This window comes from Sporosarcina ureae (genome assembly GCF_002082015.1).
Taxonomy (GTDB): Bacteria; Bacillota; Bacilli; order Bacillales_A; family Planococcaceae; genus Sporosarcina; species Sporosarcina ureae_A.
In genome coordinates, this window is sequence record NZ_CP015109.1 from 1,010,435 (window position 1) to 1,024,961 (window position 14,527).

The following is a 14,527-nucleotide window of genomic DNA, read 5'->3' on the forward strand; positions in this document are numbered from 1 at the left end:
GCGCTTATTCTTTTACACGCTTCACCAGTCCGTACAGCTCTTTCCCTGAACCATCCACTCGTTGAATCAAGCCAATATCTTTTGCGTAGTATTCAATCACAGTTTCTTTATTCCATGGGAAGTAGCTTTCAACGACTAGCACATCACGATACTCTGTACCGCGAACTGTTTTCTTTGCGTTTGTAGAAGTAATCCACCCATTACCATAACCAACCGGCCCCATATCATCTTGATGATGAATTTGTGTCACTACGAAAGGATGCGGGAAATATTGATCGTAATGGGCCCAGTCATCGTATCCTTCTCCGTAGTACGAGGAATCTTGCACAAAGCCCAGTCGCGGAATGTCTTCATACTCCGTCTCATTGGTAATGCGCCAGTAATCTAGGCCGTTCTCTTCCTTGCCCTCATGATCATAGCGATATGTGCTAGAGCCGTCCGTGTAATAATACGTATAACCAGCGTCCGGCATAATATTCATCGTCCTCGCTGTCATTGCGCGAGTCAGGAATGCAGCGAAATGCGCACGGGTGATCAGCTGCTTCGGCTTGAATGTCCCATCCGGATAACCGGTAGCGACGTTATTAGTCGATACTCTCATAATATCGGTGTGAAAGTCCGAATTTTTTCCCACATCACTGTACGATGGCATATAATCCGCTTTATTTTGCACCTTCAAATGAAATGCCTTGCTCATTAACCGCGCCATGAATGCACGTGAGATGCTAGATTCCGGTTTGAAATTAGCCGCCTTGGAAAACAGTCCTGCCTTGTACGCTGCTGCTATTTCATTGTAGTACGGATGTGTTTTCGGAACGTCCTTGTATCCAGGGTCCGCCAAATCCGTCATCGGCAACTCCAGCGCCTTGACGAGCATGGCCGCAATATGCTTCTTTGCGATCGGCTCATTCGGCTTGAACTGGCCGTCCGGATACCCACTAATGATACCGAGATCCGCCAGGTAATTCACTTCCACATACAGCGAAGAACTGTTCTTCTTCATGTCTGTAAAACTTGCAGCTTCTGTAGACTGCATCGTTCCGGTAACCGCCAGTAGAAAAATCGCACATGCCGCGATCCACTTTTTCAACACCCGTTCTGCCCCCTTTATGTACTCATATTTTTTGCACACTCTATCTTTATATGATCATCGCGAGTTATATATGATAAATTACAGTATGTTGGGTGATATTTTCCTTTTATGGGTTGTCATATATACTCCATACCCTTTATCCCGTGTACGTAAAACAAGACTGGTTCCAGAAATGATGCTTAACGATTTTAAAGGAGTTTAAAGGTACCAGGTCCCCACACAACTCTAGTTCAATTCAGAATTGTTTCGGATTTGTGTGGGGACCTGGTACCTTACTCTAAATCGAGGTTGAGAAATAAAATATGTATTCAGTAAATCAAAGTACTGTAAATAGGAAAAAACGGAGATGAACACCACAGTTCCGTCTCCGTTTTTTCAGTTGCTGTTACCGCATAGGCATAATCTACACGGTCATCTGTATAACAAACAATTAAAAGTTCCTGGGTGTGATGCCTTCATGATTGTTTAAACGTTCATGATTGTTTCTCACACCTAATTTTAATAGTAGGAATAGTATTCTTCTATCCTATTACTCGTATCTTATATTTCCGCCAGTCTCCAATATCCCCTTTGGACGCAAGTTCTCCGTACCGGATCAATTCCTTCACACGGTACTCAATCCATTCATCACCCGTATACTGCTCCAATTCACCGTATACTTGCCCAATGAGACGCAGTACGTTGTAATATTCACCAGGATACGCGGACTGTAACTGACGTGCACAATCCATGATGAACGTGTCGTGTCGATCTTCATCTGAGCTCCACAGTTCATCGTGTTCCCAAGTGCGCAAGTAAGACCCATCATACATAAGTGATTCGCCTTCCTGTTCGATTGCTGCGCGTCGGGCTGGGTTCCATTTCCACGGTTCGTAATGCGCGTAAAATTCGAGCAGCTGTTCAGGCGACAGTTCACTGGAACGAAGGATGTGAATCTCTTCACTATGATCCGCAGTTCTGTACAAGGATTCATATGCTTTGGTACTGTTGAGTTCGCTAATTTCATTGGGCTGACCGCTTAGGAGGTAGGTAGCAAATCGCAGGCCGGTTTGTTCTGCTGCGTTGTTACCAGCCCAAAGAATAATTGGTAAGTGTGGCGGGATGCTTTTGATGTCCTGTATCGCACTACGGAATTCACTCTCTTGTTCTTGGATGTCACCGCGGAGATGTCCTTGAAGCCAACAAAATCGGTTCTTGATTCCCTCATCCGTATGGAGAGATTCCACCGGACCGATGGATAGGATGTCCGGTATTGAGATAATTTGCTCGGTTGACTTTAAGGGCTCTTTGCGAAATGCGTGTCGTAGAGCTCCCGCAAACGCACGGTCGAAGACGATGTGGACCGTCTGCGGGCACGTTTCATCCGCAGCGAGCAACGACCGCGTTATTTTCCCGAGCGCTTCATCGTCTAGTTGCTCTGCTTTAATGAACAGTTGATCGACAATTTTTTTTGCTTGTTGCGGAGTATATGGGTTACTTGGCCGGTGATTTTCATTCATTTATATTGCACTCCTTTTGCTTGCTTTCAAACTCCAAAAGTTTATGGTATGCATAATATTAATGTGAAACTTTATAAAAAGGTGCGCATGTAGGATTCTTTTGTGTTCGTTTCTTACACAGGTACTAATTTCTATTTGATTAACTTACTTCTTAATCACTGATCTAATAATCTGCGGTCCAAATTTTATAGCCGTACCGACTACAGCTGTTAAAGCTACGCCAGTTAATCCATTGATGAACTTTTTATTATTATCATCAAGTTGATGTGCATCCGTAGCATGCTGATCTATTCTATCGTAAATTTTTTCTCTTTGTTCTTGACTAAGATCTTCTCTTTTCAATTCATCTTTATAAATTTCGATAATCTTCTTTAATAAATCAAACATGTCTTTTGATGAACCAAAATTCGTATCAACTGCTTTTGAAAACATCTCTTTTACGTTGGGTGCAAGTTCTATTAATCTTGTTATATCCTCTAATGAAATATCAATTTCTTCACTTTCAAATAAATCAAATACTTTCTCAGCTAGCGTAAATTCTTGCTTATTTATATTGTTTTCTTTACTCATATAATGCCCACCCTTCAAAGTGATTTTTTCAATCTTATCAGTTAAACACCGAAATTAGAAGGTTTCTCAATTAAAGGTACGTTGTTTTACGAGTTCCAATTAGAAATTTTATATGCGCCCTTTTACCTTTTTAAAAAGTCGATGTATCCTTTTCTAGAAAACTCTCTATATGAAGTATAAGGAGCACTAAATGAATACTCCTACATCACTTTACTCGAGGGGGACCACCAGATGAAATTATTAATTAACGAAGATCCGATTCCACTATTACCTTCATTGGCAATGAAAGTAGGACTGAACGCTGCGCTATTCTTGCAACAACTTCACTACCGTTCGAACATTTCAAAAAACATTCGTGACGGTCATAAATGGGTGTTCAATACATACGACGACTGGATGGAAGAATTTCCGTTTTGGTCGCTGAACACGATTAAACGAATCACGTATGACTTGGAACAAAAAGGTTACCTGATTTCCACTTCCAAGCACAATAAGATGAAAATCGACAATACCAAATGGTACCGAATCGATTATGAAAAACTGCCATTTTCGTATACGCCAAATGAGATACTGGCCAACCCAAAAGTGGACACTCTTCCAGCTCAACATGAAACGTCAATCAACTCACAATTGGACGCTGTGCAAACCCACACTGGTACGACGGCGTATCCCACTATGGGACGGCCTATAACCAAAGAACTTAAGAAGATCAATAATAAAACCATTGTCGAGAAGAATCTCGACGTCGCACATTCTGTGATACAGTACCTGAATGAAAAAACCGGAAAACATTTTAAAGCGGAGTCCGCTGCTACCCGTAAATTCATCAACGACCGAATCAAAGAAGGCTACACACAGGAAGACTTTATTCGTGTCATCGACTTAAAGACCATGCAGTGGTTGAACCTTCGTAAATTCAATGCGTTCCTTAGACCATCTACTTTGTTTAACGCAACAAACTTTGAAAACTATGTCAATGAGCTAGTTGTTACTAAGAAACCAGAAAAAGAACCATACATTCCACCAGTTCTCGATTTCAATCGTGGTGAGGAGTTACTATACGGTAATTAACTATTGAATTAGTATGTTTTCGCACGATGATAATAGAAAATTGCATAGTGCGTAATAATGGAATATAAGATTTTGTGTTGTGCCTAGTACATTATTTACATTCTTTTGAAACTTTTTTACTATTCTCCGTCTGTACGCTGATTAATAGATCACATTATAGAAATGGAGAGGATTTTAAAATGAAAAACAAATTTAAAGTATGCCTAGGAGCACTATTGCTCGCTGCTAGTTTGCCGATCACTAGCGCAGCTGCAGAAAAACAGCCATTTCCCGACGTTCCGCCGAGTAAGCATTTTGCGGTAGCGGTCAATGACCTAGCTGCTCGTCATATTATCGGAGGATATCCGGACGGCACGTTCAAACCGGGCAACTCGATTACACGAGGACAGGCAGCAGCCATTATTGCTAAAATGACTGGAGTCGATACAAACCAGGTTAAAAATCCACGTTTCAAGGATGTTTCAACCTCACACGGCTTCTACAAAGCAATTTCTGCATTGGCAGAAAAAGGAGTAATCGGTGGGTATCCGGACGGCACTTTCAAACCCAATGATCCGATTAACCGGAAGAATATGGCTGCAATTTTAGTAAAAGCTTTTGATTTGCCACGTGACACAGCTGTTTCCAATCCGTTCAAAGATCGAAGCGGTATTACAGACGATGTACTTATCATCTACAAACTCGGGATCACGACCGGAACAAGCCCTACTACGTTCAGCCCGAACGCATTTATTACACGAGGACAGGCGGCTAAAATGCTGAAATCGACAGAAGATCTGAAACCTCAGAACATACTTACTATGCAACCGGATGATTTTGGTTTAACTACCATCGACAGAATCCGTACGAATTCATTACAACAAGATGTCGTGAAAAGCATTCTAGTTAAAGGCAAGGAAGGCTATTCTAAAGATAAAATTCAATTTGTTCCTGTGAAAGAAGGTAGAGACGGTATTATTGTTTCGGGGCAAAATTCCGATACTTCCGTTCAGAAGAAATATTATGTTGATGTTAAAAAAGTACATGGTGAATTGAAAGTATCGCTGACGGAAACGGATGATATTTTTAGCGCAAAGGTCAAATTGTATGATAAGAATGAAGTAAAGAAGGTTGCACTTTCCACTATGGAAGGTGAATTACTAGCTGACAATGCAACGTTTGTCAGTGAGAAAGAAAGTATCGAATTTCAGGTCGACAAAGCCGGTGAGTATATCGCAACCGTTACGTATAAAGACGGTACAAATCAACGGTACGGAATACGGGTACAACCGACCGAGGATCACTTTGAATACAAAATCGAGACTCTTGTAGAAAAACGCATGGCAGAACTTGAAATAGGCAAGGACTTTAACATAGGTACACATACTATAGTCGGTGAGAATCATGAAGAAATCGCAACCGTGACGCATGAGTCGAAAACTAATACTTTTCGTGCTACCGGAAAGAAACGTGGCAACGTTGCAGTATCTTTCGAGAATACAATATACCGAATAGGTGAATGTGAAGGATTGGGTGTTGGAGAATGCTACCCTTATTACGTTGAAGGCATCAATATAGAAGTAAGACAATTAGGTTCAATCGTTCATGTTTCTATAGGTGTGATAGGTCAGAGTGATCACGCGTAGTATGTAAAGTGCCAGGTACCCACATGACTTCAAATCAACTTAGAACTGTTTCTAAATAATAAAAGGCACCTGTGTTTGATACTTTCATGAAAGTTTACACATTCATGATTGCTTCTCGCACAGGCACCTCTCTAACAATTCCTTACCAGTTCATCACTACTCAATCTCTGAATATCTTCATAGTTTTTCACAATTGCACCGAGCACCAGCAACCCGAACACCGCAATTGCAATCAGCCATCCAGCTACGCTAATCCAGTTGAAGAACCCGAATACAGCTCCTGCTGCCAAAAGAACAATCGTGATCCCGAACCATGGCATCTTCCAGCCATACAACTGGGTGAGCAACGACATATTCTTTGGCGGATCGCACAGTTCTTCATAGAACTTCACATGATGCAGCCGCTCGTCCGAATAAAATAAGTACCGACCGTCCTTCGCCTGCATTAGAAATGTGTGCTTATTCACTTTCTTCACAATCTCTAGCGGCTCTTCATCCACTATATGAAATGACGACTTCACACTCACCATGGAAAAGAATCCGTAGACGATGAACAGCAGCAGAAACACAAAAAGCCCCGCAAGAGCATACGACTGCCCAGCTAGCAGTTCCCATGACACCCCTGAAAGCGGATCATTCCCTTCTTCGTTCATCCCACTTACACCACCGAACACCAGCATGAACAACGCCGTGCCGGTCAAAGCGGACAGAATCAGCCATTGTGCGAAATACACGGTGAACTGCTCACTCACCGTTAAACGTAATTTTTCAATGGGCCTCATATTATACGAATTGAGCGCAATGCGAAAAAAAGGGACCAAAGTGATAATAAGCAGTGCCACTGCCCTCCACGGCCCCTGAATATATTCGATTACCTGCACATTCATCCACTCCTTATTACCGCATATAGGTTTATACTACCATGAATGCGAGATAAGTAGATATTGATTAAATGTACCTGTGCTTCAAACTTTCATGAATGTTTCAAGCGGTTACCTTATTTAAATCCAACAAAACAGATACTGCACCCACATAAAGTGGACACAGTATCTGTTTTGTTTAATCTAGTTTAAGCACAGCAATCTATCAAATATCTGTAACATAACCGTCTCCGTGTATTTCAATATTCATGATGGAACCTAGTTTACGAATACTAATGATAAGACCTGTTTCTTGATAGAGTTCCGAACGTTCCCCTCGTTCAAATTCAACTCTGATCGATTTAGCTTTGTCACCCACCAGTCGGGCAGTAAAAAAGTTCGTTCCCGGATCTCTAGTAATCGTTACCAGCTGTTCATAGTTTTCCGCCCGGATTGTATGCTTTCCTATATCAAAGTTCGTTCCGCGGTCATACGTCGACACATACTGCTCTTTTAACGTTTCTACTTTATAATAAAATGTACCCGTAGGTTTCACTTCAATCCCATGACGTTCCTCTTCTCCATTTTTCAAATGGACAGTCGCGATGTATTGACCTGGTCCATCCATCTGGATGCATGTTCCGTAGCCATTCTCGCATGACGTAAATTTTACATCATCAGATAATTTCTTCCCTTCCATTGTCGTCAAGGAAATATGTTGAATGTCATTCGCATCAAAAGACAGTTTTGCTTCTGCTGAAAAATAATCTGTCGTTTCTTCCAAAGTCAACTTCAATTCCCCATCGACTTTTTTGACATGCACATAATACTTTTTATACCTTTCCGTACCCTCACGATAGTTGCTTCTAAAACTGATCGCTCCCTTGCCTTCCTTCATCGGAATCAATTGAACACGATCACCGGTATAGCCGTTCGGTGTATCCTTGCCTTGTAGACGTATAGCTTGGAAAACGCCAGAGTTCATCTCACTCGAGTCGACCCAGGCGATACGCTCCCACCCAAGGTCTTCTGCTTTGACCGTAACCATCGGGACGTTCACTTCTTCAGTAGCTTTCATCATTTTAGCTGCCTGCCCTCTAGTAATCGGATTTTTTGGGCTGTATGTGTTCGGTGTAGTACCTGTCGTGATACCTAGCTTGTAAAGGATCAGAATATTATACGCATGAGACGGATTTTTTGAATCAATGAATGGATTATCCATCTGTTGATAATTATAACGCGGTAAGTCAAATGCTTTTACTAAAATCGAAGCCATTTGTTCACGGGTAATCGGATCATTGGGACCGTAACTACCGTCTGGATAGCCGCCAATAATATTTGCTTGCGCTAATGCCGCAATGGCCTTGTAATAGCCATTAGCCGTCCTGACGTCCTTAAAACCGGGGTCTTTGACGTTCTCCATATCCAGTTTCAACAACTTCGCAATAATCGCAGCTGCCTGTCCCCGTGTGATCGAGTTACTTGGCTTGAAGGTACCGTCGGGGTAGCCTCCGATAATAGCACGTGCCGCGAAATCATTCACAGCCTCCGCAAAATGCTTCGTATCCGGTACATCCGAAAACCGCTGCTCACTTGCTGCTGTTCCGGATAATGGCAGGCTGCACGCAAGTATAAGTGCGCCAAATATACTAGATAATTTCTTTTTCATGTACTCTCTTCCTTTCTATTGTCTGCTGAGTTCCACTTCATCCTCATCGAAGTACCCTACAGACGCGTAAATCTGGGAATAGTTTCAAATTTATTTTAAAGAATAATGCCAACACAAAAACTCCGTCAGTTTATACAAACCAACGGAGTTTTACACGCTGTGCATGAAACATTCATGATGGCTTAAACGATCACGTTTGTTCCGCACACAGGCACCTTATTCTTTTTACTTTCAATCCTCTTAATCTCTAAACCATTTCCGTCCCCACTCTTCAATCCCTTCCCAAAACTCTTTTTTCTTCTGATCCTTCTCTTCTTTCTTCTCTTTCTTTTCTCTTTCTTCCTTGGTCTTGTTCTTCTGCTTCTTCAGCTCTTTTATTTCTTCATCAATTAACGACAAATCAAATTTCTTTGTGGTTAATTCGCTTGCTGATTTTGAAACAACTTGCGCGAATATGGGTGGTGCGGTAAAGCTACTGGTGGATGTTAAATAATGGCCGGCGTCTGTTTGATCATATCCGAGCCAGACCGCACCGGCAATATCCGGTGTATAGCCAACGAACCAATGATCTTTTGAACCGTCCACTCCTTCAATTGGAAGCTGTGTGGTGCCCGTCTTCCCCGCCACGTCCACACCGGAAATTTGTGCTTTTTTGGCAGTACCTTCCTCTACAGCCCCTTGCAGCATATAGGTCATTTGCTGGGCAACTTCCGCATCTGTCACGCGTACAGACTCACCCTTCCACTTGCCGAGCACTTTTCCTTCCGAATCTTTAATTTCTGTAATCGCATGCGCTTCCTCCATCACACCATCATTCGCAAACGCGGAAAACGCTTGAGCCATCCGCAAAGGAGAAGTGCCTTTAACCAGTCCTCCCAACGCTAATCCAAGTGCACGGTCATTTTTTTCTAATGAAATTCCAAACCGTTCAACAGCATGAACTCCATTTTTGATGCCGATCTCATTCAACAGCCAAACGGGAGGGATATTATACGACTGTGCGAGTGCATCGTACATCGTCACTTCCCCTCTATATGTCTGATCAAAGTTTTTCGGAGAGTATCCATCCATATCAATCGGTTCATCCACAAGCAAATCCGACATATGGTACCCTTCCTCAAGTGCCGGAGTATAGGCGGCAAGCGGCTTTAACGCAGATCCAGGCTGCCGTATGAGATCAGTCGCATTATTGAAGCGTCCCTGCGTATACTCCCCTCTCCCACCGACTAACGCCAGGATTCCGCCTGTTTTAGGATTTAGGAAAACAGAGGCGCTCTGCAAAAGTTGATCTGGCGTGCTCTTCGGAAAATAACGATCATCCGCATACACTTCTTCCAACGCATTCTGGACCGTCGGATTGATTTCTGTCGTAATATGCAACCCACCGGACAATACTTCATTTTTCGTCAAATCATACCTATTGACCGCCTCGTCCACTACCCGGTCGATATAATACGGATATTTCGCTTTATAATCTGGCACTGTCGATTCAGCCAGTTCTATTTTCTGTCCAATCGCTTCATCGTATTCTTGCTGACTGCTATACTGTTCACGCAGCATCAACGACAACACCAGATTGCGTCGTTTCTCCGACTTTTCCATATTTTTCGTAGGTGATAAATTCGACGGAGCTTTAATGACGCCTGCTATGGTCGCAGATTCACTTAACGTCAATTCACTGACATCCTTACCGAAATAGGTCTGCGCCGCACGTTGAACACCCCACGCCCCGTCACCGAAATAAATTTGGTTCAGGTAACGTTCCATGATCTCCTCTTTCGAATACACGCGTTCAATCTTCTTTGCGAGGATCAGTTCTTTGAATTTACGCGAGTACGTACGCTCCTGCGTCAAAAACGCATTTTTCGCAAGTTGCTGCGTAATCGTACTGCCCCCTGACACGATTTTACCTTTGAACGCGTTCTCGAGTAAGGCGCGTCCCATCCTGAAATAATTAATGCCGTGATGTTTGTAGAATCGTTGATCTTCCACGGAAATGACAGCTTCGATCAGCGTATTCGGAATCTGGTCGATCGATACACCTTCAATATTCGAATTCGAAACCTTACTGATCACTTCTCCGGTCGGATCGTAAATAACCGTTGATCTCGGTGCGGGTCCTTCGAGCTTACTTACGTCACTGAATGTGATGAAGACATTCAGTACGAGTAGTACGCAAAGAACAGCAAGCAGTGCACTGATCAATACGAAACGGATAATCTTGTTTTTCAGGCTTCTTTGCTTTTTTGGTGCTTTTTTATGTTGTAAAGCTTTATATTCGGATCTTTTCATATCGGTTTCACCTGCTTTATTGATGCGAATTTTGTTGGTTGAGTATAGCATAGTATAGACGATGGGGGTGTTTGAAAGTTGCGGATTTTGTCTTTTGGGGGATTTTGGTACAAATGTATGTAAAAAAAGACATTACGCAGAAGTTGGGCTTCTGGGTAATATCTTAATAAAATACTTATACTTGAGATTTTCATGATCGTTTACACATTCACGCTTTTTCGAATACAGATAGGGAATGTAAATTAAATACCCAATTATTGAAGGAACGGTGCCATTAATACTTTTCCTGTTCCGCGGTAGACATTTACCAATCCTTCGCCTGAAGCCGCCGAACCCATAAGTGTTTTTCCAGAGCGTTCGACAGTAAATTCTAAACCGCCTGACCAAGCAATCGCCATATTCCCATCTATTTTTAACTCATCATTTTCTAACTCGATTTCGATAAGTTCCTCTCTCGGTATGGAAGATTCCAGTGCAATTGCGCCTTGCCCAGTAAGTCCCAGATTAAAAAGACCTTCCCCGCCCATTGCTGCAGAAGAAAGATTTGAGCGCATCACGGCCTTATGTTTTAATCCTGAATCACAAGCTAAAAATAGTCCATCTTCAATGACGAGTGACTGATCCCACTCATCAACATCCAGTAGCAAAATATGCTTATATGTTGGTTCTAGCACAAGTGTACCAGTGCCCGTGTACTCCGGTTTGATGCTCGATTCTTTGGTCATTTTGCCCCGAATCGTTTTTCCGATGAAGTCTCCTACTCCCTTAAGCCCAGTCGTCGCTTTCACATCTCCCGCCATCCATTGCATGGCCCCTGCCTGAATCGTAATGTTGGACTGACTAACATCGCAAACTAGCTGTCTTCTTCTTACATTCATTTCAGAAGCATAATATGCCGATTGGGCCGTAGCATGATTGACACTTAATTCTCTTTGAAACTCTACTACTTTAAAAGGGCCTAGTTCCTCCCTAATTTTCACATTCTCATTATCTTCAAAGTTTTTAATTGTAAACAGAATAATCGCCCGCTTTCTGATTTTCTTTTTTGGCAATGTAATGGTAATTATAGCATGATTGAGGCTAGTAAAATTCACATTTCCTATGTATTGATGAAAGGTACCTGTGCCTGAAAATTTCATGATTGTATAAACATTCATGAAAGTTTCTCACACAGGTACCTTCTTTCAATGCGCTCCAGAACATGCTGAAGTTGATCTCTAAAAAATACTTTCTTATGTTCTATATTTTCTCGCCTAACCGCTTGTACAAATTATAAAATGGGAAGGTTAGGAAGTCCTCTGCTTGCTGCAAACCTAACTTATTAAAATAATGGTTGGATTCTAATTCATTATTTAATAATATATTACAGCAAAGTTTAAGCATTATATTTTCAACGTTATCTGTATGCTCTTTGATATCTACAATATGTTTAAGTTGCTCTTCGGATAGCTTCTGACTCTTCCTGTACAGAGTTTGGTAGTAGTTAATAGAGGAAATATTGTAATCATCTATCGTAATCTTACTTAGTAGAAGGTAATCATAAATTGTTTCAGCAAGAAGGAGATAGTCTTCTTGCTTAGTCTTATCGTAGGTGTTTAGGCAATCTAAACAAAACTGATTTGTTCTTTGGAAAGTAAATGCATTATAGACATGGGAATCAGGGTGAAATGAATCTCTTACTAATTTCAAAGTTACGTTTGCTGCAGTTAACAAACCCTCAGGATCGACTAATAAATAAGGACTGACGGTGAACTTTTCTGATGTTTCATCAAATCCCAATGAAATTTCCTTATTCTTAAAGCTATCTCCTGCAACACTCTGCAATTTTTCTATTTCATTTGGAGAATAGAATGTAAGAATAGAATCCTCGCCCAAATTAATATATAGCATACCGACATCTGAGGGGTACTTCTTAATCACAGAATCGTAGTTTCCATCAATAAAAGCTTCCGTTAAGTTTTTTAGATAATCATTCAAAGTTACCTTGGTACCTTTCGAAACGTAATGATGAGGGATACCTATTTTGTCATAAACCTTAGTCATATCTTTTAACCACGTTATTCCCTCTTCTATTTCAGCATAATCGTCATCATTCCACTTTAAATCAGTAATCGTAATAGCACCATTAAATAATGAAACCGTTTCTTCTTTTTCGAATTTTTCTAAGAGTGATAAAACTCTTTGATGAGATTCCAAAGAATGGAAGTCTAAAATTTTGAATTTCGCTGATTTGGTTTTTCGATTATAAGAAATTAAAAAAGAATGTTCTAAGATAATCTCATCTGTTTCGCTCAACTCAGAAAACTTATAATGATAAGGAATGGAAACTCCATTAATTTCTATATATGTAGAACCTTCTTTACCGAATTCGTTGAATTTTACAAGACCAAGTGGGAATTCTATATCTCCATCAACACCATAAAAGTACATTTCATGATTTACAAATGTATTTCGATCATTAGGTGATGAAAATGAAACCCTGGATGCTGTGAATTTCTCAAATTTACCAGAATGGAAAGAATGTTTTCCGATATATCCGACAGGTTGTCTTTTTTGTTCTTTAAGAAATTGATTACAAACAAAGGTTAGTGTTTTCAAATCATTGACATGGCCCAAAGAGATAGTCGTAGTTTGTTGTTGACCATAACTATCAATTAATAATTTCAAATCTAAGGGCAACAGAACTTTTGCAAATATCTCAACATCACCATTTACCATCACTTCACATACAAAAAATATTGCTCCACCTTCGTTATAGTAATTTCTCATATCATCAAGTTCTAATTTAGAATATTTTGTTTGTAGAGAAGAGAATTTTTCAACAGCCTTCCCTTTTACTTGGACAGGAATTCTTCCTGCTAATGAAGACTTTTTTAAGGAATTATCCCTGTATACAGAAATATGTCCATCAAAAGAGACCCCCTTATCACCAATAGGAATAGATGGCTCCAATGATGTACCTGGTTGCATTGCCATTGTCACAATTCTTGTCACGGCTAATGTTTCAAGTGTATTTGGATTTATATTTACCATATTAAAATCCTCCCTGCAGTTCATTATTGAATATAACTTACCAATAATTAAAATCTCCATGTTAATCGCTAAAATTTCGAGTATTAATTTAAGTTACCTGTGCATGAAACTTTCATGATTGTTTAAACATTCACGTTTGTTTCTCACACAGGTATCCTAATTCTTTTCGAATTCATTGAAGGAACGGCGCCATTAATATTTTTCCTGTTCCGCGGTAGACATTTACCAATCCTTCGGCTGAAGCCGCCGAACCCATAAGTGTTTTTCCAGAGCGTTCGACAGTAAATTCTAAACCGCCTGACCAAGCAATCGCCATATTCCCATCGATTTTCAACTCATCATTTTCTAACTCGATTTCGATAAGTTCCTCTCTCGCTACGGAAGATTCCAGTGCAACCGCTCCTTGCCCGGCAAGTCCCAGATTAAAAAGACCCTCCCCGCCCATTGCAGCAGAAGAAAGATTTGAGCGCATCACGGCCTTATGTTTTAATCCTGAATCACAAGCTAAAAATAGTCCATCTTCAATGACGAGTGACCGATCCCACTCGTCAACGTCCAGTAGCAAAATATGCTTGTACGTTGGTTCCAAAACAAGTGTACCGGTTCCCGTGTACTCTGGTTTGATGCTCGATTCTTTAGTCATTTTACCCCGAATCGTTTTTCCGATGAAGTCTCCTACTCCCTTAAGCCCAGTCGTCGCTTTCACATCTCCCGCCATCCAATGCATGGCCCCTGCCTGAATCGTAATGTTCGACTGACTGACATCGCAAACTAGCTGTCTTCTTCTTACTTTCATTTCAGAAGCATAATATGCC

The 14,527-nt window shown here is 41.1% G+C and carries 11 protein-coding genes; 2 read left to right on the forward strand and 9 right to left on the reverse strand.

The features are described 5' to 3' along the window. Positions 1 to 4: 4 nt before the first annotated feature. The 3 genes from SporoP17a_RS05060 to SporoP17a_RS05070 form a co-directional block, all read right to left on the reverse strand. Positions 5 to 1,093, reverse strand: coding sequence for an S-layer homology domain-containing protein (locus SporoP17a_RS05060; protein WP_083033239.1), 1,089 nt, complete (start codon positions 1,091 to 1,093; stop codon positions 5 to 7). A gap of 521 nt (positions 1,094 to 1,614) precedes the next feature. Next, on the reverse strand, positions 1,615 to 2,592 hold the full coding sequence (locus SporoP17a_RS05065) for a DUF1835 domain-containing protein (RefSeq protein WP_083033242.1): 978 nt from the start codon (positions 2,590 to 2,592) through the stop codon (positions 1,615 to 1,617). Positions 2,593 to 2,736: 144 nt separating this feature from the next. Continuing rightward, entirely contained in the window at positions 2,737 to 3,162 is a 426-nt protein-coding gene (locus SporoP17a_RS05070) for a hypothetical protein (RefSeq protein ID WP_083033245.1), read from the reverse strand. 231 nt (positions 3,163 to 3,393) lie between these two features. On the opposite strand from SporoP17a_RS05070, the gene SporoP17a_RS05075 reads away from it, so the two are divergent. Together SporoP17a_RS05075 and SporoP17a_RS05080 are read left to right on the forward strand one after the other, a co-directional pair. Next, positions 3,394 to 4,233, forward strand: coding sequence for a conserved phage C-terminal domain-containing protein (locus tag SporoP17a_RS05075; RefSeq protein ID WP_083033252.1), 840 nt, complete (start codon positions 3,394 to 3,396; stop codon positions 4,231 to 4,233). Positions 4,234 to 4,412: 179 nt separating this feature from the next. Beyond that, entirely contained in the window at positions 4,413 to 5,858 is a 1,446-nt protein-coding gene (locus SporoP17a_RS05080) for an S-layer homology domain-containing protein (protein ID WP_083033255.1), read from the forward strand. A gap of 131 nt (positions 5,859 to 5,989) precedes the next feature. Here SporoP17a_RS05080 and SporoP17a_RS05085 read toward each other — a convergent pair whose 3' ends face one another. The 6 genes from SporoP17a_RS05085 to SporoP17a_RS05110 all read right to left on the reverse strand — a co-directional run bounded on the left by SporoP17a_RS05085 (position 5,990) and on the right by SporoP17a_RS05110 (position 14,508). Next, positions 5,990 to 6,739, reverse strand: coding sequence for a hypothetical protein (locus tag SporoP17a_RS05085; protein WP_083033257.1), 750 nt, complete (start codon positions 6,737 to 6,739; stop codon positions 5,990 to 5,992). Positions 6,740 to 6,944: 205 nt separating this feature from the next. Then, the gene (locus SporoP17a_RS05090; protein ID WP_083033259.1) at positions 6,945 to 8,387 is read right to left on the reverse strand and encodes an S-layer homology domain-containing protein; all 1,443 of its coding nucleotides are present in this window, start codon (positions 8,385 to 8,387) and stop codon (positions 6,945 to 6,947) included. Positions 8,388 to 8,627: 240 nt separating this feature from the next. Then, positions 8,628 to 10,679 (reverse strand): transglycosylase domain-containing protein, encoded by a 2,052-nt coding sequence (locus SporoP17a_RS05095; RefSeq protein WP_083033262.1) that lies wholly within the window; start codon positions 10,677 to 10,679, stop codon positions 8,628 to 8,630. Between the two features lie 254 nt (positions 10,680 to 10,933). Then, positions 10,934 to 11,836, reverse strand: a complete 903-nt coding sequence (locus SporoP17a_RS05100) for an AIM24 family protein (RefSeq protein ID WP_237262383.1) — start codon at positions 11,834 to 11,836, stop codon at positions 10,934 to 10,936. Between the two features lie 82 nt (positions 11,837 to 11,918). Continuing rightward, positions 11,919 to 13,712: a hypothetical protein gene (locus SporoP17a_RS05105; protein WP_083033265.1), complete on the reverse strand. Its 1,794-nt coding sequence runs from the start codon at positions 13,710 to 13,712 to the stop codon at positions 11,919 to 11,921. Between the two features lie 172 nt (positions 13,713 to 13,884). Then, positions 13,885 to 14,508 carry an AIM24 family protein gene (locus SporoP17a_RS05110; RefSeq protein WP_237262384.1) on the reverse strand — a complete coding sequence of 208 codons (624 nt, stop codon included), beginning with the start codon at positions 14,506 to 14,508 and terminating at the stop codon, positions 13,885 to 13,887. Positions 14,509 to 14,527 lie beyond the last annotated feature (19 nt).